Source organism: Pseudomonas sp. TE3911, assembly GCF_054062775.1.
On the sequence record NZ_JBSSFP010000001.1, the window covers coordinates 1161905 to 1184722 of the forward strand.

A 22818-nucleotide genomic window follows, 5' to 3' on the forward strand; every position below is an offset into this window, starting at 1 on the left:
CACCCAACAGCGCCCGCTCGTCCTGAGCGGGCGCCTGGAGATTTTCCTATGTCATCTTCCGCCCCGAACGCTGTCCTCTCGGTCAGCGGTATCGGTAAGACCTATGCCCAACCGGTTCTGTCCGACATCACCCTCACGCTCAACCGTGGGGAAGTGCTGGCGCTGACCGGCGAGAATGGTGCAGGCAAAAGCACCCTGTCCAAGATCATCGGCGGGCTGGTCACGCCGACCACCGGGCACATGCAATTCAATGGTCAGGATTACTGTCCTGCCAGCCGTACCCAGGCTGAAGCGTTGGGTGTGCGCATGGTCATGCAGGAACTCAACCTGCTGCCGACGCTGACCGTGGCCGAAAATCTGTTCCTGGATAACCTGCCCAGCCACTGTGGCTGGATCAGCCGCAAGCAACTGCGCAAAGCCGCGATCGAGGCCATGGCCCAAGTTGGCCTGGACGCCATCGACCCTGACACGCTGGTCGGCAGCCTGGGCATCGGTCACCAGCAAATGGTTGAGATCGCCCGTAACTTGATTGGCGACTGCCATGTACTGATCCTCGACGAACCCACGGCCATGCTCACCGCGCGTGAAGTCGAGATGCTGTTTGAGCAAATCACCCGCCTTCAGGCCCGGGGCGTGGCGATTATTTACATTTCGCACCGGCTGGAAGAGTTGGCCCGTGTTGCCCAGCGCATTGCGGTATTGCGCGACGGCAAGCTGGTCTGCGTCGAACCGATGGCCAATTACAACAGTGAGCAATTGGTCACCTTGATGGTGGGGCGCGAGCTGGGTGAACACATCGACCTGGGGCCGCGCAGCATCGGCGGCCCGGCCCTAACTGTGAAAGGCCTGAGCCGCTCGGACAAAGTCCGTGACGTGTCCTTTGAAGTGCGTGCCGGCGAGATCTATGGCATTTCCGGCCTGATCGGCGCTGGCCGTACCGAATTGCTGCGTCTGATCTTTGGTGCCGATCTGGCCGACAGCGGCACCGTGGCCCTGGGCTCACCGGCTAAGGTGGTGAGCATTCGCTCTCCCGTGGATGCAGTAGGGCATGGTATCGCCCTGATCACTGAAGATCGCAAGGGTGAAGGCCTGCTGCTGACTCAGTCCATCAGTGCCAATATTGCCCTGGGCAACATGCCGGAAATCTCTGGCGGCGGCGTGGTAAACAGCCGCGATGAAACCGCGTTGGCCAAGCGCCAGATCGACGCCATGCGCATCCGCAGTTCCAGCCCGGCGCAACTGGTGTCGGAACTGTCCGGCGGCAATCAGCAGAAAGTGGTGATTGGCCGCTGGCTGGAGCGCGACTGCTCGGTGATGTTGTTCGACGAACCCACCCGCGGAATTGATGTGGGTGCCAAGTTCGACATTTATGCCTTGCTCGGCGAATTGACCCGCCAGGGCAAAGCGCTGGTGGTGGTATCGAGCGACCTGCGTGAGCTCATGCTGATCTGCGACCGCATCGGCGTACTGTCTGCCGGGCGTCTGATCGAGACCTTTGAGCGTGACAGCTGGACCCAGGACGAATTGCTCGCGGCCGCCTTTGCCGGCTATCAGAAACGTGATGCGCTGCTCAATGACGCAGTGCTTAGGGATACCCCATGAAAACCACAACTACCTCCGGTAAAGCGGGCGGCAACTTCTACGGACTGGGCACCTACCTGGGGCTAGCGGGCGCCTTGCTCGCGATGATTACGCTGTTTTCGGTGCTCAGTGACCACTTCCTGTCCTATGACACCTTCAGCACCCTGGCCAACCAGATCCCGGACCTGATGGTGCTGGCGGTGGGCATGACGTTCATCCTGATCATCGGCGGTATCGACTTGTCGGTGGGCTCGGTGCTGGCCCTGGCGGCGTCGGCAGTCAGCGTGGCGATTCTTGGGTGGGGCTGGAGCGTGTTGCCGGCCGCTCTGCTCGGCATGGGCTGCGCCGCGTTGGCCGGCACCATCACCGGCTCGATCACCGTGGCCTGGCGGATCCCGTCGTTTATCGTGTCCCTCGGTGTGTTGGAAATGGCGCGGGGCGTTGCGTACCAAATGACCGGTTCGCGCACCGCCTACATCGGTGATTCGTTTGCCTGGCTGTCCAACCCGATTGCGTTTGGTATCTCGCCGTCGTTCATCATTGCCTTGCTGGTGATCATCGCTGCGCAGCTAGTATTGACCCGCACCGTGTTCGGTCGTTACCTGATCGGTATCGGCACCAACGAAGAGGCCGTGCGCCTGGCCGGTATCAATCCCAAGCCTTACAAGATTCTGGTGTTCAGTCTCATGGGCCTGCTGGCCGGTGTCGCGGCGTTATTCCAGATCTCGCGTTTGGAAGCAGCGGACCCGAACGCTGGCTCCGGTCTGGAGCTGCAAGTGATCGCCGCGGTGGTGATCGGCGGCACCAGCCTGATGGGCGGGCGCGGTTCGGTAATCAGTACCTTCTTTGGCGTGTTGATTATCTCGGTATTGGCCGCTGGCCTGGCACAGATCGGCGCCACGGAGCCCACGAAGCGCATCATCACCGGTGCTGTGATCGTGATTGCCGTGGTTCTCGATACGTACCGCAGCCAACGTGCTAGTCGGCGGGGCTGAACCATGGCAACGATCAAGGATGTGGCGGCGCTTGCAGGAATTTCCTACACCACCGTGTCCCATGTGGTGAACAAGACGCGCCCAGTGAGTGAGCCGGTACGGGTCAAGGTCGAAGCGGCCATCAAGCAGCTCGACTATGTGCCCAGCGCCGTCGCGCGCTCGCTCAAGGCCAAGACCACGGCCACCATCGGTTTGCTGGTACCCAACAGCCTCAACCCGTATTTCGCGGAGCTGGCACGAGGCATCGAGGATTACTGCGAGCGTAACGGCTACTGCGTGATCCTCTGCAACTCCGACGACAATGCTGAAAAACAGCGCAGCTATTTGCGGGTGTTGTTGGAAAAGCGCATCGACGGCTTGATCGTGACCTCGGTGGGTGGTGATGACAGCGGCCTCGCCGCTGGGTTGAGCGCGGTGCGCACGCCCATGGTGATTGTCGACCGGGCGCTGGACGGCATTGATGTCGATCTGGTGCGCATCGATCATGAAGAGGGCGCCTACCTGGCGACCCGGCATTTGCTTGAGCTGGGGCATCGGGACATCGCCTGTATCGGCGGCCCGGCCCACACCCGTGTCGCGCAAATGCGCCTGGCGGGATACCAGCGCGCGCTCCGCGAGGCCGGTGTGGACGTTGCGCCCAATCGCACCCGGGAAAGCGACTTCACCAGCACCGGCGGTTATGCTGCTGCCGTGCAATTGCTGGCGCAGAACCCGCCCAGCGCGATTTTTGCCAGTAACGACATGATCGGCTTCGGCGTATTGCGTGCTGCAGCTGAGCGTAATATCCGCGTGCCCGGCGAGCTGTCGGTGATCGGATTTGATGATATTCAAATGGGCCGCTATGTGTACCCGGCCCTGACCACGGTCGGCCAGTCGATCCTGCAACTGGGCGAGACGGCCGCCGAGCTTTTACTGCGACGAATTGCAACACCCCAACTGCCGATCGATCAACGCATCGTGACGCCGAGCATCGTATTGCGCGAGTCGACGGCGCCCGTCGCCGGTGTGTTCGCGCAATACCGCTGAACCGAATTGATGAGTACTGATGTATGCCAGCAAAAGTAGTGGTAGTAGGCAGCTTGAACATGGATCTGGTCACCCGCGCCAGCCGGCTGCCCCGTGCCGGTGAGACCCTGATTGGCCAAACTTTTTCCACGGTGCCGGGCGGCAAGGGTGCCAACCAGGCCGTTGCATCGGCGCGACTGGGTGCGAGTGTGGCGATGATTGGCTGTGTCGGCACCGATGCCTACGGCACTGAGTTGCGTGACGCATTGCTGGTGGAAGGTATCGATTGCCAGGCCGTCAGTACCGTGGACGGTTCCAGTGGCGTGGCGTTGATCGTGGTGGATGACAGCAGCCAGAATGCGATTGTGATTGTTGCCGGCAGCAACGGCGAGCTGACGCCCGCGTCACTGCAGGCGTCTGATGCGGTGCTGCAGGCCGCCGATGTGATCATCTGCCAGCTGGAAGTGCCGATGGCTACCGTGGCCTATGCGCTCAAGCGCGGTCGTGAACTGGGCAAGACCGTGATCCTCAACCCTGCGCCGGCCAGCGCACCGTTGCCCGCCGAGTGGTATGCCTCGGTCGATTATCTGATTCCCAACGAAAGCGAGGCCACCGCATTGAGCGGTGTGACAGTCGACTCTCTGGACAGTGCCAAAGTGGCTGCCACGCAACTGATTAAAGCCGGTGCCGGCAAAGTCATCATCACTCTGGGCGCCCAAGGTGCATTGTTTGCGGATAGCAGTGGCTTTGAGCACTTGGTGGCGCCCAAGGTCAAGGCGTTGGATACCACGGCTGCCGGCGATACCTTTGTCGGTGGTTTTGCGGCGGCCCTTGCCAGCGGTAAAAGCGAAGCCGAGGCCATACGTTTTGGTCAGGTCGCTGCAGCATTGTCAGTCACACGTGCGGGTGCGCAACCTTCCATTCCTACGCTGCATGACGTTCAAGGTTTTGTACCTTTATGAAAAAGACCCCTCTGCTCAATATCGCTCTGTCGCGGCTGATAGCTTCCCTGGGCCATGGCGACATTCTGGTGATCGGCGATGCTGGTTTGCCGGTGCCGCCCGGCGTCGAGTTGATCGACCTGGCGCTTACAAAAGGTATTCCTGATTTCATCAGCACTTTGCGTATCGTGCTCAGTGAGATGCAGGTGGAAAGCCACGTGCTGGCGGAAGAAATCCTGCTCAAGCAGCCACCTGCGCTGGCGCAGTTGAACGTGCTGAGTGAACAGGCCGCCCTCGGCGAGCGACGTCTGCTCAGTCATGAAGCGTTCAAGCAACTGAGTCGCCAGGCGCGCGCGGTTGTGCGCACCGGCGAATGCCAGCCTTACTGCAATATCGCGCTGGTGTCCGGCGTAACGTTCTAGAGTTCCCCAACGACAAGGAGTGTTTTATGCAACGTGGTCTTCCAATCCTGAGAAATCTGTTTCGGAGTGTCCTGCTTTTGTCCGCGCTCACTGCTGCAAGCGCCCACGCGGCGGAAAAAATCGACCTCATCATCGACACTGACCCAGGTGCCGACGATGTAGTGGCCTTGCTCTTCGCCATGGCTTCCCCGGACGAATTGAACATCCGTGCGCTGACCACCGTCGCCGGTAACGTGCGCCTGGACAAGACCTCGCGTAACGCGCGCCTGGCCCGCGAGTGGGCGGGGCGTGAGGACATTCCGGTCTACGCCGGTGCACCAGCGCCGATGCTGCGCAAACCGATCTATGCCGAAAACATCCATGGCAAGGAGGGCATTTCCGGCGTCACCGTGCATGAGCCTAAAAAGGGCCTGGCCGAAGGCAATGCCGTTGATTACCTGATCAAGACCCTTCGTGCTGCCAAGCCTCACAGCATCACTATCGCCATGCTGGGTCCGCAGACCAACCTGGCGCTGGCACTGACTCAGGATCCGGAAATCACCCAGGGCATCAAAGAAGTGGTAGTGATGGGCGGCGCGCACTTCAATGGAGGCAATATCACGCCGGTTGCCGAGTTCAACCTGTTCGCCGATCCGATTGCTGCAGAGATCGTGCTCAAGAGTGGCGTCAAGCTGACTTACCTGCCGCTGGATGTGACCCACAAGGTACTGACCAGTGAGGCGCGTCTGAAAAAGATTGCCGACCTCAAGAACAACGCCAGCAAGGTCGTCGGCGATATTCTCAACGAATACGTCAAAGGCGATATGGAGCACTATGGCATCCCGGGCGGCCCGGTACATGACGCCACCGTTGTTGCGTACCTGCTCAAGCCTTCGCTGTTCAGTGGTCGCGAGGTCAATGTGGTGGTGGACAGCCGTGAAGGCCCGACATTCGGGCAGACCATCGTCGATTGGTACGACGGTCTGAAACAACCAAAGAATGCGTTCTGGGTTGAGAACGGCGACGCTCAGGGCTTCTTCGATCTGCTGACTGAGCGCCTTGCGCGGCTGAAGTAAATCGATTGCCGGTCGACGTTCGTCGGCCGGTTCTTATTCGCGCTCGGGGTTGTGTGCCCCCATGTGATCGGCCGGGTATTTCTCGAATACCTGGCCAATGAAGGCTTGTGCCGCCTGAGTGCCGAGTTCCTTGACCAGCAGGTCTATACCGATGATTGCCAGTTCCTCTGGGCTTCCGGGGCTGTAGGAGCTTTGTCCTTGGGGCCACTTGGCTTTGATGTCGGCTTGGAGCGTTACGGTGGTCATGGAAGTCTCACGAGCTGAAATACTGGGTAATGCGCTGGGGCGCGGTTTTACCGGGCGCAGTTAAGCATTTTGCGCGGCGTTTGGCACTGCTACTTAGGCATGAAGCAAGTGCTGTGCGACACTGTGCTCCTGTTTAATTGCCGGGGAATACCGCGTGCAGATCGATTTGAATGACCCCGAGAATCTCACCCTGGCCGCCGTGCGCCAATTGATCGCCAGTGCCAGTGATGACGAACATACTCAATTGCGTGTGACTAAGGCCGGTATCGCCTACCTATCATCTGGGGTAGTCGGGGGCACTGACATAGATGGCCTGTTGTTTCGTCTTGAGACCTGGGCAAAGGGCTCCGGTTACGTCGGAAATGTCGCTGCCAGCGACGAGGTCTGGGTCACACAGGTTTTCAACGCGCTGAAGCAAAACTGGCCCAAGCCACCTTTTGACTACATCGACATCTACTGATTATGTTCATATCTGGTCACGATTGATCGGGCGAATGCCTGCTGATAGTCAGGCAGACTTGCCCGACGGCGATTTACGTCTTGAAACCAATCTGCAAGGCGGTTGTCGCACGATCTCTGTTCATTTTTTCAATAGGAGGCTTCATGCCTTGGAAGCTCGCATCATTCGGTACTTTGTTGGCAGCACTCGCGTTGGCGGGTTGCAGCACCCCGGGTACCTCTGAGCCAGCCAAAGACGCCGCAGTGACCGATGCAGGTCATAGCCGCTGTGAGTCAAAGGCTGCCGAGTTCACAATCGGCCAGAAAGCTTCGCCTCAGTTGCTGGAGCAAGCCCGGGCCCGTGCCGGTGCGCAGAATGCTCGCATCCTCAAGCCCAACGATATGATCACTTTGGAATACCGCTCCGACCGCTTGAACCTAAACGCTGACGACAACTTGGTGATCACTCGCGTCAATTGCGGCTGATCGCTGCTTTTGCAGCGCCCATAAAAAACCCCGCCACATGGACGGGGTTTTTTTAGCTCAGCGGAGAATTACTCGCCGCGAACCTGTGCAGCTTGCATACCCTTTTGGCCTTTCTCAGCCACGAAGGAAACGGTTTGGCCTTCTTTCAGGCTTTTGAAACCGTCGCTTTCGATAGCTTTGAAGTGTACGAACAGGTCGTCACCGCCACCTTGAGGAGTGATGAAGCCGAAGCCTTTTTCATCGTTGAACCATTTAACGGTGCCGGTTTGGCGATTAGACATGGTGTATCTCCAAGAAACATATATTTTCAGTAGTGCTGTGCTGCTCAGGCCAACTGGGCACACCGGGCTATCATAGTCGAAATGTTCGGCTTGGGAGCCCCCCCAAGGCATTGTTTGCCAATCAATAGCGTTGCATTTAGTGCTTAGGTCGGCTGAAAGCCCCGGTCTACGGGGCTTTGGCGCGAAATATCAGCTGTTAAAAAAAGCCGTAAAAGCTGCGTAATTTGTGAGAAATGGCAGTTTTCGGGCGATTTTTCCAGCAGAGCGGCCGTCTGATCTGGCGCCGATCTTACTTTTTCTTCACGACTTTGCAGGATGAAATTGCAGCCACCGCTTTGTTTTTAAGTGGTGCGCTGGCGTTCGGATTGGTCATCAATTCCTTGATTTCGGAACTGCTCAATTCGGCGTTGATCTTGTCGGCGCCACATTCGCAGTGGGCTTTGGCCGTTTTGACGTCAACGTTCTGGCTGGCGGCCGCGCTGCAGTCGTTGATGAAACTGTCACGGGCACCGGCCGGCCAATTGGAGGGCGCAGCAGCCTGCGCGCCGATGGAAAGGAGGCTCAGGGTAGCGGCGAGAGCGAGGGTAGAAGTAAAACGCATCATGGGATGCTCCTTTGGGTCGAGGACAAACAGCGATTCTCAGTGGGTTTGAGGTAGTGCGTACAGCTCAAGTTCCGTTTTGCAGCTATAAAGGCTGGAATTAGTAGTTACCTGGCCTGGCGCCGGCGCGATGACCGTTCATCTGTGCTAGCATCGCTCTCCTGGCTATTCCCGGGCGCGCCATTTGCCGCCTCGCCATGTTCTTTTTGTTCACTCCAGTCACTCTGGTTCGATTATCGGTTGGCCGAAAGGCTCCTGCCGCTGTAAGGCAGGCGTTCATCACTGAACGGCCTGGTATTGGATCTTGTACTGGCTCATCCCAACCCACGTGACCTTTGGTAGGGGTCACCACTAGGAGAGGAGGCGCCATGCCAACTATTACTCTTCCCGATGGCAGTCAACGTTCATTCGATCATGCTGTATCCGTATCCGAAGTCGCCGCATCCATTGGTGCCGGTCTGGCAAAGGCTACTGTGGCCGGCAAGGTCGACGGCAAACTGGTTGATGCCAGTGACCTGATCACCTCTGACGCCAGTCTGCAAATCATCACGCCCAAGGATCAAGAGGGGCTGGAGATCATTCGCCACTCTTGCGCGCACTTGATTGGCCATGCGGTCAAGCAGTTGTACCCAACCGCGAAGATGGTAATCGGTCCGGTTATCGAAGAAGGCTTCTATTACGACATCGCCTACGAACGTCCTTTCACTCCGGACGACATGGCTGCCATTGAGCAGCGCATGCACGCGCTGATCGAGAAAGATTACGACGTCATCAAGAAAGTCACCCCGCGCGCCGAAGTGATCGAAGTGTTCACTTCCCGTGGTGAGGACTACAAGCTGCGTTTGGTGGAAGAGATGCCGGACGAGCAGGCCATGGGCCTGTACTACCACGAAGAATACGTCGACATGTGCCGTGGTCCGCACGTGCCGAACACACGCTTCCTCAAGTCATTCAAGCTGACCAAGCTGTCCGGCGCCTACTGGCGCGGCGACGCTAAGAATGAGCAGTTGCAACGTATCTATGGCACTGCCTGGGCTGACAAGAAGCAGCTGGCCGCCTATGTCCAGCGCATCGAAGAAGCTGAAAAGCGCGATCACCGTAAGATCGGCAAGCGCCTGAATCTGTTCCACCTCCAGGAAGAAGCGCCGGGTATGGTGTTCTGGCATCCGAACGGCTGGACCCTGTATCAGGTGCTTGAGCAGTACATGCGCAAGGTGCAGCGTGATAACGGTTACCTGGAGATCAAGACCCCGCAGGTCGTTGATCGCAGTCTGTGGGAGAAATCCGGGCACTGGGCCAACTACGCCGACAATATGTTCACCACCCAGTCGGAAAACCGCGACTACGCCATTAAGCCAATGAACTGCCCATGCCATGTGCAGGTGTTCAACCAGGGCTTGAAGAGCTACCGCGAGTTGCCGATGCGCCTGGCCGAGTTCGGTGCTTGCCACCGTAACGAGCCGTCGGGTGCGCTGCACGGCATCATGCGCGTGCGCGGTTTCACTCAAGACGACGCCCACATCTTCTGCACAGAAGAGCAGATGCAGGCTGAATCCGCTGCGTTTATCAAGCTGACCATGGACGTTTATCGCGATTTCGGTTTCACCGACGTCGAGATGAAACTGTCCACTCGTCCGGAAAAGCGTGTCGGTTCCGACGAGCTGTGGGATCGCGCCGAAGCAGCACTGGCCGCAGCGCTTGATAGTGCGGGGCTTGCGTACGACCTGCAGCCGGGGGAGGGCGCGTTTTACGGTCCGAAGATCGAGTTCTCGCTGAAAGATTGCCTTGGCCGCGTCTGGCAGTGTGGTACCCTGCAGCTCGATTTTAACCTGCCGATCCGTCTGGGAGCCGAATACGTCTCCGAAGACAACAGTCGTAAGCACCCGGTTATGCTGCACCGGGCGATCCTCGGCTCGTTCGAACGGTTCGTCGGGATCCTGATCGAGCACTACGAGGGTGCATTCCCCGCGTGGCTGGCTCCGACCCAGGCAGTGATCATGAATATCACTGATAAACAGGCAGAATTTGCCGCTGAAGTTGAAAAAACTCTCAACGAAAGCGGATTTCGTGCCAAGTCCGACTTGAGAAATGAAAAGATCGGCTTTAAAATCCGCGAGCATACTTTGCTCAAGGTCCCCTATCTTTTGGTTATTGGAGATCGGGAAGTCGAGATGCAGACTGTCGCTGTGCGTACTCGTGAAGGTGCTGACCTGGGCTCTATGCCCGTCGCCCAGTTCGCTGAGTTCCTCGCGCAAGCGGTTTCCCGGCGTGGTCGCCCAGATTCGGAGTAATTATTATTAAGCGTGAAATGAGACAAGATAAACGAGCTGCACCGAAAGCCCCGATCAACGAGAATATCTCGGCACGCGAGGTTCGGTTAATTGGCGCTGACGGCGAGCAGATTGGCATCGTCTCGATTGATGAAGCGCTTCGTATTGCAGAAGAGTCCAAGCTGGACTTGGTGGAAATCTCCGCCGATGCAATCCCACCTGTTTGTCGGGTGATGGACTACGGCAAGTCGATCTTCGAAAAGAAGAAGCAGGTTGCCGCGGCGAAGAAGAACCAAAAGCAGATTCAAGTAAAAGAAATCAAGTTTCGTCCAGGGACGGAGGAAGGGGATTACCAGGTAAAACTGCGCAACCTGGTACGTTTCCTGAGTGATGGGGACAGGGCCAAGGTATCCTTGCGATTCCGCGGCCGTGAGATGGCCCACCAGGAGCTGGGGATGGAACTCCTCAAGCGGGTTGAAGCTGACTTGCTTGAGTACGGTTCGGTCGAACAGCATCCTAAGATGGAAGGACGCCAACTGATCATGGTCATCGCCCCGAAAAAGAAGAAGTAATCAACAGGGCACGGCAGGCCTTCTGATTATGTTTATCAACTGAATGCGGAGTATCCGAACATGCCAAAGATGAAGACTAAAAGTGGTGCTGCTAAGCGGTTTCTGAAAACTGCTAACGGTATCAAGCATAAGCACGCTTTCAAGAGCCACATCCTGACCAAAATGTCGACCAAGCGTAAGCGTCAACTGCGCGGTAGCAGCTTGCTGCATCCGTCTGACGTGGCAAAAGTCGAGCGCATGCTGCGCCTTCGTTAATTTTGGATCAAGAATAGAGGAAGTAACTCATGGCTCGTGTAAAGCGTGGCGTCATGGCCCGTAAGCGTCACAAAAAAATTCTGAAACTTGCTAAAGGCTACTACGGCGCGCGTTCACGCGTATTCCGTGTTGCCAAACAAGCGGTAATCAAGGCAGGCCAATACGCCTACCGTGACCGTCGTCAGAAAAAACGTCAGTTCCGCGCTCTGTGGATCGCTCGTATCAACGCCGGTGCGCGTGTTAACGGTCTGTCCTACAGCCGTTTCATCGCTGGCCTGAAAAAAGCGTCCATCGAAATCGACCGTAAGGTTCTGGCTGAACTGGCCGTGAACGAAAAAGCGGTGTTTGCTGCGATTGTCGAGAAAGCTAAAGCCTCCTTGGCTTAAGTACCCCCGACAGTCACCTTGGGCTGCTCCTGTAGCCCAAGGTGGTAAACGTCATAAATAGGGGAAGAGCCTTCAAGCTCTTCCCCTATTTTGTATCTGGAGTCTGTACATGGAAAACCTGGACGCGCTCGTCGCTCAAGCTCTTGAGGCTGTGCAAAGCGCTGAAGATATCAATGCCCTGGAGCAAATCCGGGTTCACTACCTTGGCAAAAAGGGTGAATTGACTCAGGTGATGAAGACCCTGGGGAATTTGCCAGCCGAAGAGCGCCCGCAAGTCGGCGCGCTGATTAACGTTGCCAAGGAGCGCGTCACAGAGGTTCTCAATGCGCGCAAGGCGTCGATGGAGGAGGCCGATCTTGCGGCCAAACTCGCCGCCGAGTCTATTGATGTAACTTTGCCTGGCCGTGGCCAGGCCTCGGGTGGTCTACATCCGATCACCCGGACTCTGGAACGTATCGAGCAGTTCTTCACCCATATAGGCTATGGCATTGCCGAAGGCCCTGAGGTCGAAGACGACTATCACAACTTTGAGGCGCTCAACATCCCAGGCCATCACCCGGCCAGGTCGATGCACGACACCTTCTATTTCAACGCGAACATGCTGTTGCGCACCCATACCTCACCGGTACAGGTCCGCACCATGGAAGCGAACAAACCGCCGATCCGCATCGTCTGCCCAGGTCGCGTTTATCGTAGCGACTCCGATATCACCCACTCGCCGATGTTCCATCAGGTCGAAGGCCTGCTGGTTGATCGCGATATCAACTTCGCCGACCTCAAAGGCACCATCGAAGAGTTCCTGCGAGTGTTCTTCGAGAAAGAGCTGGCGGTACGTTTCCGTCCATCGTTCTTCCCGTTCACCGAGCCTTCCGCTGAAGTCGACATGGAATGCGTGATGTGCAGCGGTAAAGGCTGCCGAGTCTGCAAGCAGACTGGTTGGCTGGAAGTGATGGGCTGCGGCATGGTTCACCCCAACGTGCTGCGCATGTCCGGGATCGATCCGGAAGAGTTCTCGGGCTTTGCCTTCGGCATGGGCGTTGAGCGTCTGGCCATGCTGCGTTACGGCGTGAACGACTTGCGTCTGTTCTTCGACAACGACTTGCGGTTCCTCGCGCAATTTCGCTAGTCGTAACGAATCTTTAGGAGAGCAGGATGAAATTCAGTGAACAATGGCTGCGCGGCTGGGTAAGCCCGCAGGTAGATCGCGACGCGCTGGTTGCTCGTCTGTCGATGGCCGGTCTTGAGGTCGATAGCGTAACGCCGGCCGCCGGTGTTTTCAGTGGCGTGGTTGTGGGCGAAGTGCTGAGCACCGAGCAGCACCCTGATGCCGACAAACTGCGTGTGTGCCAGGTCAGCAACGGGGCGGAAACTTTCCAGGTTGTGTGCGGAGCGCCAAACGTGCGTCCGGGTCTGAAGATTCCGTTTGCCATGATCGGTGCCGAACTGCCAGGCGACTTCAAGATCAAGAAGGCTAAGCTGCGCGGCGTTGAGTCCAACGGTATGCTGTGCTCCCAGGCGGAGCTGCAGGTAGGCGAAGGTAACGACGGCTTGATGGAGCTGCCGGCGGATGCGCCTGTTGGCCAGGACATTCGTGTCTACCTGGAACTGGAAGACGCCAGCATCGAGGTCGACCTGACCCCAAACCGTGGCGACTGCCTGTCCCTGGCTGGGCTGGCCCGTGAAGTGGGCGCGCTGTACAACGCCCCGGTTACCCGTCCAGTAGTTGCCGCCGTGCCTGCGGTACACGATGAAGTGCGTCCGATTGAGGTGCTGGCGCCAGCTGCCTGCCCACGTTACCTGGGCCGCGTAATTCGCAACGTCGACCTGTCCAAGCCAACTCCGCTGTGGATGGTTGAGCGCCTGCGCCGCGCCGACGTACGCAGCATCGACGCTGCCGTCGACATCACCAACTACGTGATGCTTGAACTGGGCCAGCCGCTGCACGCCTTCGATCTCGCCGAAATCAATGGCGGCATCCGCGTACGCATGGCTGAAGAAGGCGAGAAGCTGGTTCTGCTCGACGGCCAGGAAGTCAGCCTGCGCGCCGACACCCTGGTGATCGCTGACCATTCCCGCGCTCTTGCGATCGCCGGCGTAATGGGTGGCGAGCACAGCGGTGTTTCCGCGACCACTCGCGATGTCTTCCTTGAAAGCGCGTTTTTTGATCAAATCGCCATCGCTGGCAAGGCCCGCTCCTACGGCCTGCACACCGATGCGTCGCACCGTTACGAGCGTGGCGTAGACTGGAAGCTCGCCCGTGAAGCCATGGAGCGCGCCACTGGCCTGCTGCTGGAAATCACCGGTGGCGAAGCCGGCCCGATCACTGAGATTGTCAGCGAACAGCATCTGCCGTGCGTTGCGCCGATCACCCTGCGCGCCAAGAGCGTTGAGCAAATGCTTGGCCTGGTCATCGCACCGACTGAAATCGAGCAACTGTTGTCGGCCCTCGGGTTGAACATCTCTGCGGGCGGGGAAGGGCAGTGGCATGTTGAAGTGCCAAGCCATCGCTTCGATATCAGCCTGGAAGTCGATCTAATCGAAGAGTTGGCTCGTCTGTACGGTTACAACCGCCTGCCGGTTCGTTATCCGCAAGCGCGCCTGGCACCGCAACCCAAGGCCGAGGCGCGTGCGCACTTGCCAGAGTTGCGTCGTCTGCTGGTTGCCCGTGGTTACCAGGAAGCGGTGACCTACAGCTTCATCGATCCGAGACAGTTCGAACTGTTCAACCCTGGTGTCCAGCCCCTGTTGCTGGCCAACCCGATCTCCAACGACATGGCCGCGATGCGCTCGTCTCTATGGCCTGGTCTGGTGAAGGCCCTTTCCCACAACTTGAACCGCCAGCAAGACCGCGTGCGCATGTTTGAAAGTGGTCTGCGTTTCGTTGGTCAGTTGGACGGTTTGAAGCAAGAGCCGATGCTGGCCGGTGTTGTCTGCGGCAGTCGCTTGCCGGAGGGCTGGGCGCAGGGCCGCGATGCTGTGGACTTCTTCGACGTCAAGGCTGACGTGGAAGCCGTCCTTGGCTTTGCTGGTGCATTGGATGCGTTCACCTTCGTTCCTGGCAGCCACCCGGCGCTGCATCCAGGGCAGACTGCACGTATTGAACGTGAAGGTCGCTTGGTAGGCTTCGTCGGTGCTATCCACCCAGAATTGTCGAAAACCCTCGGTCTCGACCGTCCAGTATTCGTTTTCGAGTTGGTCCTGGCTGAAGTCGCCTCGGGCAAGATGCCTAAATTCAGCGAGCTGTCGCGCTTCCCAGAAGTGCGCCGCGACCTGGCACTGATCGCTGACCGTGAAGTTGCCGCCACTGCCGTTTTGGATGTTATCCGTGAAAATGCAGGGGAATGGCTGACAGACCTCAGGCTATTTGACGTCTATCAAGGTAAAGGCATTGATCCGCATAGAAAAAGCCTTGCAGTTGGCTTGACCTGGCAGCATCCATCGCGCACTCTTAATGACGATGAGGTGAATACCACGACACAAAATATCCTCACCTCGCTCGAACAAAGGTTGAACGCCACGTTAAGGAAGTGACGTATGGGGGCTTTGACGAAAGCTGAGATGGCGGAACGTCTGTACGAAGAGTTGGGTCTGAACAAGCGCGAGGCCAAGGAATTGGTCGAGCTGTTTTTTGAAGAAATCAGACACGCTCTGGAAGACAACGAACAGGTCAAGTTGTCCGGTTTCGGCAACTTTGACCTGCGTGACAAACGCCAGCGGCCTGGCCGCAATCCAAAAACGGGAGAAGAAATCCCGATCACGGCTCGCCGTGTGGTCACCTTTCGTCCAGGGCAGAAGTTGAAGGCCCGAGTTGAGGCTTATGCTGGAACCAAGTCATAACGACGAGCTACCCGTCATCCCAGGCAAACGCTACTTCACCATTGGTGAAGTCAGCGAGCTCTGTGCGGTAAAACCGCATGTGTTGCGCTACTGGGAGCAGGAGTTTCCTCAACTTAACCCCGTCAAACGCACTGGGAACCGTCGGTATTATCAGCGCCAGGATGTGCTGATGATCCGACAGATCCGCGCGTTGCTGTACGACCAGGGGTTCACCATCAGCGGCGCTCGCCAGCGCATGTCCGGTGATGAGGCCAAAGACGATACCACCCAATACAAGCAAATGATTCGCCAGATGATCTCCGAACTCGAAGATGTGCTGGTGGTTTTGAAGAAGTAATACAGGCTTTTAAAATACTTCCACATTTCAAAAGCTTGCGGTATATTCCTGATCGCTTCGTTCAGAAGCGAACCCAGTAAAACGCCTAGTCGGGGCGTAGCGCAGTCCGGTAGCGCACTAGCATGGGGTGCTAGGGGTCGAGTGTTCGAATCACTCCGTCCCGACCATATAATTCAATGACTTAGCCGCTTTCGAGCGGCTTTGTTGTTTTTGCCATAGTGACTTTCCAAGTGACCCTGGCGTTTTTCATCATGCTTCCCTCCTTTTCAGAATCGTCAGCGCTGGTGCGCGTGAGTCGGTTGCTGATACTGTGAGTTCACGCCGTTTTTGGCCCTTTTTCGCGCTGCCTTTGGCACCAATCCTGTTTGATAATTCTCTTCCTGTGAGTTCACGCCGTTTTTGGCCCTTTTTCGCGCTGCCTTTGGCACCAATCCTGTTTGATAATTCTCTTCCTTTCTCAGCTTTTTCGCATGTCAGATAGCCTTGGAAAGCGCACTGTTTCCGGGCGATTAGGGCGTTTTTCCTCAGGGCTCCGCGGCGCTAAACCCTGGAAGCTCAGTTCCGATTCTTCGTTCTTAAAGGTCACCATCCTAAATCAGCGAAACCGGCTGTACGTCACGCGGGCCGTGCCTTTGAAGACAAACGGAAGCAGCGAAAGCCGGACTTCCGATTGTGCGCTAGGGAAACGGAACAGAGCGCGGGGAGGGCGCATCCTATTCGAATTGATTGCTGACGGGCTGTGGGCCTTCTGACGACCCTTTGATCACAAGGCCCAGGGGCCGATTTGGAATCAAACCATCGCGTCCGAGAGCCTGACCTATACCTCCAAATTCGACGTTTTTGGGCCCAAACCGCAGTGCCAAACAGACCGCAAATTCACCCGACTTCTTGCTGTTTTGGTGACAAACCATTTTGCAGGTAGTTGGCACCGATTGAGTGCCGCTGAACCCTCGAAAGATCCGTCGGCCGCGGCTTCTAGCGGTCAGCTCGGAATCTCTTGCAAGGTCCTGGTCGGTGCCAAATCCGCTGCTAACTCACATCTGGGTGGAATCCTCACGGCTGCCGCGTGGGCGGGTGTAAGGAGGCGTCGGTTTTGGCACTACCTTGCACGATGTTTGGCACAACACCTCGCTGATGTAATCCGCAAAATTTGCACTTTGTTTGGCACCTTCAAATTTGAACGTACCAAGCGCTCAATCAGCGATGATGATTCGTCTAGCATTTGTCGAGCAGGTCATTGACGTTGCCTAGCTGCGCTTATCGGCTGGGACGTGGTTCTTGTTCGGAAGGGTTGTAGAAAACGGTGAAGTGCCCACAGGTGCAGAGAACTGCGCTACCGCCTATTGCGGGGTATGCCCGCCAATGAATGCGTTCCTGCTCCACGTGGTCGCCAGGATGCCGGGACTGGTAAGCGTCGAAATCGAGGTTGCTCCGAGAGCATTCTGGATTACCACAGGCCACGGTATTGGGGCGTTTTTCAGTCTTTCTTGGCATATTTCAGTCCTTACGCCTGCTTGAAAAATAACAGGCGTTACCCTCTCAGTTAGTTTGGATGCTATCGAAGTATGAGTGTCAACGTGATCAATGCTTAATGTGACATCAACACACATGACGCTCTCTGGCTGTAGGCGTGGAGGTCGCGTCGGCGGCTGATCATTCAATAGGAACGCTAGGGTAGGGCAAACAAACGTTTCCTTACTAGCACTGTGATACCAGAATTAAAAAGACCTTGGAACGCTAACCAAGCGTCCAAGGCCAAGGTACGACGGGATGGACCCACGGAGAAGTAAAACCATCCCTTCCTGCTACAGCTGCTTCCTAGCCTCCACGTCTCACCTGCATACCCACTCGTCGTTCAAACTCTGCAAACACCGTATTGGTATCGGTTCTTACCTCAAATACAAAGGGACGATTGAGTACCCCCTCCAAGCGGCTGATAGCGCTATTGAGGCCATTGACGCCGCCCGCTGCACCCTCGTTGCCAATCATCCCGTTAAGGCTCCCATTGGGCTGGCTGCCCCCTTGTCCCAAAGAGCTTGAGCCAGTCAACCGTTGGGCTTGCGCCGACATCCAGTCGGTAGGACTGGATTGCGTCATCATTGCCTGCAACCTCGCATTCGCTGCTTGAGTCGCCATACCAGCATTCACTGCACGTCCTGCAATTCCTGCCGCCCAGCTATTCGCACCTTCAATCGGTAAGCCTGATGCAGTCAGGCCCGTTTCATGGTGTGCTAGACGCTGGGCTTCCGATGACAGCCAATCTGATGACTGGTCAGGATTCTTGTCGGCCAGAGCCATACGGTTACGGTAGAAGGAAGTTTGATAGGTTCGTTGGTCATCGTTGAGTAGTTTGTTTCGTTGAGCCTGGTCAAGCCGCGAATCATCGTCTTGAGGTGTGGAGCCAGGGATAAATGCTCCTGCGATGTAAGGGGATCGACGCATCAAGTAGGTTGCTGTTGCAGCTACTGCCCCTCTGCTGGCAGGTTCTGCGACCTTTCCAGCTCTTACCGACAAGTCCGGAACACCACCGCCGAGAGGCATACCACTAGGCCAGTTGGTGACAAACACAGACGTAACGCCTGTGGCTTCTTCTAGCACTTTACCTACCGCGATTCCCTGCATGGTTTCCAGTGGGTTCCCTACACCTGGCAGCTTGTTCAGCAGTGCCCCGGCCCCTTTCTTGAGGCCTCGACCTGTGTAATAGCCGCCGATTGCTGTAGCAGCGCCCAGCCCCATCATTTGTTCACCGGAGAGATTTAGGTCATCAAGCAGATAGGTGCCCATGCTGGCGAAGGCTTCGTTGATCGGGCGCGACATGCGGTCGGTGGCGTCGCGTAATGTGGCACGCATGCGTCCAGCTGTCCCGGTGGCGCTGCTGGTGTTCTCCTTGAGCTGTTGGTTGAAAATAGGTGCTGCGTTATGAACCTGATCAGAGATACCAACCATGTTGTCCTGCCGATCACCTGAGAGCATCCACCGCCAGGCGGTGACCGCATCGCGATCCATGCTTTTGAACACCACGTTGAAAAAGCTAGCGCGGGTCTTATCATCAGGCAGCTTGTCGTACTTTTTGCGCATGTCCGCGACGACTTCAAAAGGGTCGCGACGGCTCTTGTCTTTGTTGAAAAACTCAATACCGGTGGTCTTGGATACTTGCTCTTGATAGGAGCCAGTGTTGAATACCGTCAGGAAGCTTCCGACCATCGTGCGCAGGTTGTCGGCGTTGGGCTCGACGTTGGACAAAGACTCGATCAGACCAAGGGACTGATGGAACTTAAATCCCGCAGCGCTGGCATTGGCCCCGACCTTGTTAAAGATGCCGCCCAGGTCAGTCAACTCAGCCTTGGCCGCATCCCCCGCGATGGTCATTTTTTGGAGAATATCCAGCATCGTTGCCGGGTTCTCCAGGTCAAAGCCGTATGCCTCCTTTGCTGCCATACCGGCGCCCGCCAGAATCGTAGGATCAGCGTTGCGTAGAGCGCTGGCTTGACCAATAGCATCAATACTCGACTTCGCTGCTTTTGGACTGAGACCACCAGCCAACAAGGCTTCTGCGCCGCCCAGAATAGAGTCGGGATCATTGCCATACGACTTAGATACTCGGAATACCTCTTTGCGCATATCCTCATTTTCAGCAGGCGACATGTTGGCTGTCTGCCCTAACTGGATCATCCTGCGGTCAGTCTTGGCGCTGCTCGCTACCGAAAGTCCAACACCAATACCCAACCCTGCACCGGCTAAGTGACCATTAACGCCTGTCATCATGCCTTTGACCCTACTGAACTCGGCCCGCGTGGCGGCGGCTACTGACTTGATCGTCCGCAAGCTGCTGGTGGCAGCACGAGCCAGCTGCCGAAAACTCGTACTGGTGCGATCAACACCAGTGCGAAGCGGTGTGATGCCCTCGCGTTCTGCACTGCGTAGTGTTGCCTTGGTTTCCTGAGAGGCGCGGCGAGCTGCCTGCCCCATGTCTTTAAGCCCAGCACCTGTCTGAATTACCTCGGTGCGGAACTCGCGTCCACTTTTGGTACTGTCCCGCATCGCCTGGCGAATCGCTTTAAAGCTGCCGACGCCTGCACGGCCAATACCTGAAATAGATGTTTGTGCTTTCTGGCCTTCAGTTGCCAGGGCACGAGCGCCTTCTTTACCAGCCTGGCGCAGGTCACGATTCAAGCCCGCGATCTCGCGTCGGCTGTTGCCCGAATTTGCCTGGATACGTAATGCGACGCGTAGATCGGCGGACATGAATTACCCCTTGGTTTTCTTACGTCGTTTACTCACGTAGCGAGTACCTGTTTTTTGTTTGCCTATGAGCAGGTCGAGACGTGCTTCGACCTCCGATTTAGGCATACGATTTATTTCGTCGAGTCGGTAGCCGAATCGGACAAGGGCGTGTTCGACTTGTCGCCAGCCGTGCTTGCTGCGCTCGGCAGCGCGAGCTTTTTTTCCAGCGCTTCGTCGGCGGCACCCAGCAATGCCAAGTCGGTTTCTGCCAGTTCAGCCCGCAACAAATCGAAGGTCAGCGCCTCGGCTGGAATATCACCAAGCGACAACAATTGGCGGTGATAAATAGCCATGGTCGCCACATGCAACGACGCTTCAGGATGTTCGCTCTGGACGTCGATCAAATCACCTGCCAGCGGAATACGCATGGTGAATGTCTTGTGCCGCAACCCGGCGTAGTACACGCCGACTGCTAGCTCACCGCCGATGGTCAAGCCTTCCCAACGCTTATCAATATTAGTCATCGTGACAACTCCTAAATCAGCTTAACCAGGTACTGACCAGAGGCTCCGCAGTACCTGCCCAGGGATTGCCACCGCTGGCATCTTTGACGAGTAGCGATCGGGCTCTACCTTCAAGCACTGGCGGCACCAGCAACATGCCCGGAACAACACCCAGAGGTCGGCCACCGTCGCTTTTGAAATCCATCATCGCGGCGCGAGCTGCTTCATAGTTCTCGACAGTGAGAGGTGCTTTCGAGCAGTAGGCGAACTGCCAGAAACCGAACCCAGCGTTAACCCGCGCATCCACGCCATAGCGGTACTCATCGCGCATGAACACCGACTCATCATCAACACGGGTCATCGCTTTAAGGTCATAGTCCTGACGCTTCTGGAAGATGATGGGCTTGATCGCTCGACTGACATCGAGCAGATACCAGGCAGGGCCAGCGCCATCTTGGAAGTTGCTGACCGAGACCGCGTCCCCGGTCGCGTCGCTGTTCGGATAAACCGGGTGATCGGTATCGAAGAAGTTTTGGCCGTCATAGCACTTTGTAGTGAGGCCGGCCTTGAGCAAGGCGAAGACCAATTCGTTCGGGTGGGCTGTTGACGCTCGCCCCATTTCCTCGATCAGCGGAGAGTAAACGCCAATTTGGTCATCTTCGATATCGGTACGCGATACAACGATGGAGCTTTCATACTTCTTGTTATCAATGGTGTATCCGTGAGCCGCCATATCCTTCAATACGCGGTCTCCCACCCACTCACGGAATGCTGGAAACTGTCCCAGCCAAGCGTAGGTGTTACTGCGAGTCGAGGACGGTACGACTGTGGCAATTTTCTGCCAATCGGTCGGCGTGCCTGTTTGTGCTTTTTGGAATACCGCTTTAAAAGCAACGAATAGTGCATTAATGGTGTTTTGTGTAACGATCATTTGATAAACCTATTTTTTGATTTCTTCAAGCCTTCTTCTTTTGCGAAGTTGGCAACGATGTCATAAGTTGTTGCAGATGTGAGTCCGTATTTCTTCGATATATCGACAATTGGAATATCGCTTTTCCAAGCAGCATAAATTTCCTCATTACGCTGCGCTAGTTCGTATTTGAAACCTCTTGGGATATAAATTACTCGCCCGCCAAAATTAATGGAGAGTCCTGTGACCACGTTGCTTGCAAGGTGATCTGGCGTCACCCCATGCTCCAAGGCATATGCTATTGAGCTTTCAATCGACTTGAAAAGTTCGAGCGCGGTTCCTTCCCAAGTTCCACTTGGAATGCGCCTTCCCTTCTTACTCTGTTTTTTTTCTTCGCTCACGCAGCCCCCTTCAGTGTTTAAAATTTGTCGCAAGACTCAATGCACGTTCATTAGTGATAATGTCGTACACCGTCTGTGACGCCACCGCGTACTTTCTGATTAGGTCTTCATGGGTCATGCCATTCAGAAAGTCGGCGTAAAGAGCCTCACTTCTGAGCTTTTTCTTTAGTGCTGTACCGCGTGGGAGATAAATCATTCCTCCGCCCATCACATCGCATATAGCGACAACTGCCGATTTAGCCAAGTGATGGGGTGAGGCATCGAATTCCATTTCTTTATTAATGGAGTGCTCTATTATTTCGAGCATCTCTATCATGCTCTTAGGCAAAGGATTCAAGTCTTTCTTTCGTCCGGCCTTTTTCTCGGTTTCCTGCATTTCAATGTCTCCAACCAACCTTGCGTCGACAGGAATCATTGAAACGCTTTCTCTTAGAGGTTCGTATATCAGGACGGTTTAAGGTTTTCGGCGCCGGTCAACAGCGCCGCTTTATATAGAGGAACGATTTCGAGAGATACCGTGAATCACGATATTCTGTATTGGCGGGAAAAACGTATAGAGCGTGACTGCGTTGCACAGCCATGAAGGGCGTTAGACCCGCGTTAGAAATGGAGAGCGGTGCTTAAGGTAGGCAGAGCCACCACCTCATAACAAAAAACGCTTACACGCGATCTGAGGCGTTACTTGCACCTCCTGAGCAAACTTCGAACCTGATGAAGGCTTGGGCACTCGCCCTGGTACTTGCTCACAAAGACTGTATAGGGAGTCTTGACACTGGGCAGGACACCAGTAGTGCTCGAAGAAGGCACCAGCCCAAACCTGCGGGCTTACTGTCTGTTGAGGTCGCAAGGGCGCGAGGCCAATCACCCCAGACTCACGACATTCCGCCAGCCAGCGCTTGAGCATCCGCTCGGATAACGTTCGATCCTCGCCCTTGCGGTCGTTGCAGTGCCATTCTTGCGGTCAACTAGGCACTGAGCGTGCCGTCCTCTGCTCGACCAATCAGGGTCAAGATGGCGCGTTGCTGACTGACCGTCTGACTCATGCCCTGGATCTCACGTATCAAGGCGAACC

24 protein-coding genes and 1 tRNA gene are annotated in these 22818 nt (G+C 56.3%); 17 read left to right on the forward strand and 8 right to left on the reverse strand.

Features of this window, described 5'->3' with window-relative positions; all coding sequences use genetic code 11:
* The first annotated feature begins 48 nt into the window (after positions 1–48).
* From ACVWXD_RS05385 to ACVWXD_RS05410, 6 genes are read left to right on the forward strand one after another with little or no spacing between them, the layout of a single operon-like run.
* A complete protein-coding gene (locus ACVWXD_RS05385) occupies positions 49–1602 on the forward strand; it encodes a sugar ABC transporter ATP-binding protein (RefSeq protein ID WP_095185576.1) in 1554 nt (517 codons plus the stop codon).
* Positions 1599–2576 carry an ABC transporter permease gene (locus ACVWXD_RS05390; RefSeq protein ID WP_401384102.1) on the forward strand — a complete coding sequence of 326 codons (978 nt, stop codon included), beginning with the start codon at positions 1599–1601 and terminating at the stop codon, positions 2574–2576. The genes ACVWXD_RS05385 and ACVWXD_RS05390 overlap by 4 nt, the downstream gene beginning before the upstream one ends.
* Before the next feature lie 3 nt (positions 2577–2579).
* On the forward strand, positions 2580–3602 hold the full coding sequence (locus ACVWXD_RS05395; protein WP_032886984.1) for a LacI family DNA-binding transcriptional regulator: 1023 nt from the start codon (positions 2580–2582) through the stop codon (positions 3600–3602).
* Between the two features lie 23 nt (positions 3603–3625).
* A complete protein-coding gene (gene rbsK / locus ACVWXD_RS05400; RefSeq protein ID WP_260366422.1) occupies positions 3626–4543 on the forward strand; it encodes a ribokinase in 918 nt (305 codons plus the stop codon).
* On the forward strand, positions 4540–4944 hold the full coding sequence (rbsD, locus tag ACVWXD_RS05405; RefSeq protein ID WP_032886981.1) for a D-ribose pyranase: 405 nt from the start codon (positions 4540–4542) through the stop codon (positions 4942–4944). Before rbsK ends, rbsD begins: the two co-directional genes overlap by 4 nt.
* Before the next feature lie 26 nt (positions 4945–4970).
* A complete protein-coding gene (locus ACVWXD_RS05410) occupies positions 4971–5999 on the forward strand; it encodes a nucleoside hydrolase (protein WP_032886980.1) in 1029 nt (342 codons plus the stop codon).
* 33 nt (positions 6000–6032) lie between these two features.
* Here ACVWXD_RS05410 and ACVWXD_RS05415 read toward each other — a convergent pair whose 3' ends face one another.
* Positions 6033–6245: a hypothetical protein gene (locus ACVWXD_RS05415; protein ID WP_032886978.1), complete on the reverse strand. Its 213-nt coding sequence runs from the start codon at positions 6243–6245 to the stop codon at positions 6033–6035.
* Between the two features lie 154 nt (positions 6246–6399).
* Between ACVWXD_RS05415 and ACVWXD_RS05420 the strand changes: the two genes are divergently transcribed.
* Both ACVWXD_RS05420 and ACVWXD_RS05425 read left to right on the forward strand, forming a co-directional pair.
* On the forward strand, positions 6400–6705 hold the full coding sequence (locus ACVWXD_RS05420) for a hypothetical protein (RefSeq protein ID WP_032886977.1): 306 nt from the start codon (positions 6400–6402) through the stop codon (positions 6703–6705).
* Positions 6706–6848: 143 nt separating this feature from the next.
* Positions 6849–7169 (forward strand): I78 family peptidase inhibitor, encoded by a 321-nt coding sequence (locus tag ACVWXD_RS05425; protein ID WP_032886976.1) that lies wholly within the window; start codon positions 6849–6851, stop codon positions 7167–7169.
* A 68-nt stretch (positions 7170–7237) separates the two neighbouring features.
* Here the strand turns inward: ACVWXD_RS05425 and ACVWXD_RS05430 are convergent, their stop codons facing one another.
* Both ACVWXD_RS05430 and ACVWXD_RS05435 read right to left on the reverse strand, forming a co-directional pair.
* Positions 7238–7450: a cold-shock protein gene (locus tag ACVWXD_RS05430; protein WP_003234260.1), complete on the reverse strand. Its 213-nt coding sequence runs from the start codon at positions 7448–7450 to the stop codon at positions 7238–7240.
* A 289-nt stretch (positions 7451–7739) separates the two neighbouring features.
* The gene (locus ACVWXD_RS05435) at positions 7740–8054 is read right to left on the reverse strand and encodes a hypothetical protein (protein WP_081797709.1); all 315 of its coding nucleotides are present in this window, start codon (positions 8052–8054) and stop codon (positions 7740–7742) included.
* Between the two features lie 365 nt (positions 8055–8419).
* On the opposite strand from ACVWXD_RS05435, the gene thrS reads away from it, so the two are divergent.
* The 9 genes from thrS (at position 8420) to ACVWXD_RS05480 (ending at position 15875) form a co-directional block, all read left to right on the forward strand.
* Entirely contained in the window at positions 8420–10342 is a 1923-nt protein-coding gene (thrS, locus tag ACVWXD_RS05440) for a threonine--tRNA ligase (RefSeq protein WP_457370751.1), read from the forward strand.
* Positions 10342–10893, forward strand: a complete 552-nt coding sequence (infC, locus tag ACVWXD_RS05445) for a translation initiation factor IF-3 (RefSeq protein ID WP_015884933.1) — start codon at positions 10342–10344, stop codon at positions 10891–10893. The genes thrS and infC overlap by 1 nt, the downstream gene beginning before the upstream one ends.
* Positions 10894–10953: 60 nt before the next feature.
* The gene (gene rpmI / locus ACVWXD_RS05450) at positions 10954–11148 is read left to right on the forward strand and encodes a 50S ribosomal protein L35 (RefSeq protein WP_002553160.1); all 195 of its coding nucleotides are present in this window, start codon (positions 10954–10956) and stop codon (positions 11146–11148) included.
* Between the two features lie 29 nt (positions 11149–11177).
* Positions 11178–11534, forward strand: a complete 357-nt coding sequence (rplT, locus tag ACVWXD_RS05455) for a 50S ribosomal protein L20 (protein ID WP_003192488.1) — start codon at positions 11178–11180, stop codon at positions 11532–11534.
* A 109-nt stretch (positions 11535–11643) separates the two neighbouring features.
* A complete protein-coding gene (pheS, locus tag ACVWXD_RS05460) occupies positions 11644–12660 on the forward strand; it encodes a phenylalanine--tRNA ligase subunit alpha (protein ID WP_032886973.1) in 1017 nt (338 codons plus the stop codon).
* 26 nt (positions 12661–12686) lie between these two features.
* Positions 12687–15065 (forward strand): phenylalanine--tRNA ligase subunit beta, encoded by a 2379-nt coding sequence (pheT, locus tag ACVWXD_RS05465; RefSeq protein ID WP_122756856.1) that lies wholly within the window; start codon positions 12687–12689, stop codon positions 15063–15065.
* A gap of 3 nt (positions 15066–15068) precedes the next feature.
* Positions 15069–15371, forward strand: coding sequence for an integration host factor subunit alpha (ihfA, locus tag ACVWXD_RS05470; protein ID WP_002553164.1), 303 nt, complete (start codon positions 15069–15071; stop codon positions 15369–15371).
* Positions 15352–15708, forward strand: coding sequence for a MerR family transcriptional regulator (locus ACVWXD_RS05475; protein WP_003219935.1), 357 nt, complete (start codon positions 15352–15354; stop codon positions 15706–15708). The genes ihfA and ACVWXD_RS05475 overlap by 20 nt, the downstream gene beginning before the upstream one ends.
* Positions 15709–15798: 90 nt before the next feature.
* Positions 15799–15875, forward strand: a tRNA-Pro gene (locus tag ACVWXD_RS05480).
* 1651 nt (positions 15876–17526) lie between these two features.
* On the opposite strand, the gene ACVWXD_RS05485 is transcribed toward ACVWXD_RS05480, so the two are convergent.
* The 5 genes from ACVWXD_RS05485 to ACVWXD_RS05505 form a co-directional block, all read right to left on the reverse strand.
* Positions 17527–19953, reverse strand: a complete 2427-nt coding sequence (locus ACVWXD_RS05485; protein ID WP_457370752.1) for a phage tail tape measure protein — start codon at positions 19951–19953, stop codon at positions 17527–17529.
* Between the two features lie 110 nt (positions 19954–20063).
* Positions 20064–20456, reverse strand: coding sequence for a hypothetical protein (locus ACVWXD_RS05490; RefSeq protein WP_457370753.1), 393 nt, complete (start codon positions 20454–20456; stop codon positions 20064–20066).
* A 16-nt stretch (positions 20457–20472) separates the two neighbouring features.
* Entirely contained in the window at positions 20473–21366 is an 894-nt protein-coding gene (locus tag ACVWXD_RS05495) for a Mu-like prophage major head subunit gpT family protein (RefSeq protein ID WP_457370754.1), read from the reverse strand.
* On the reverse strand, positions 21363–21746 hold the full coding sequence (locus ACVWXD_RS05500) for a Mor transcription activator family protein (RefSeq protein WP_457370755.1): 384 nt from the start codon (positions 21744–21746) through the stop codon (positions 21363–21365). The genes ACVWXD_RS05495 and ACVWXD_RS05500 overlap by 4 nt, the downstream gene beginning before the upstream one ends.
* 10 nt (positions 21747–21756) lie before the next feature.
* Positions 21757–22161, reverse strand: coding sequence for a Mor transcription activator family protein (locus ACVWXD_RS05505; protein ID WP_457370756.1), 405 nt, complete (start codon positions 22159–22161; stop codon positions 21757–21759).
* Positions 22162–22818 lie beyond the last annotated feature (657 nt).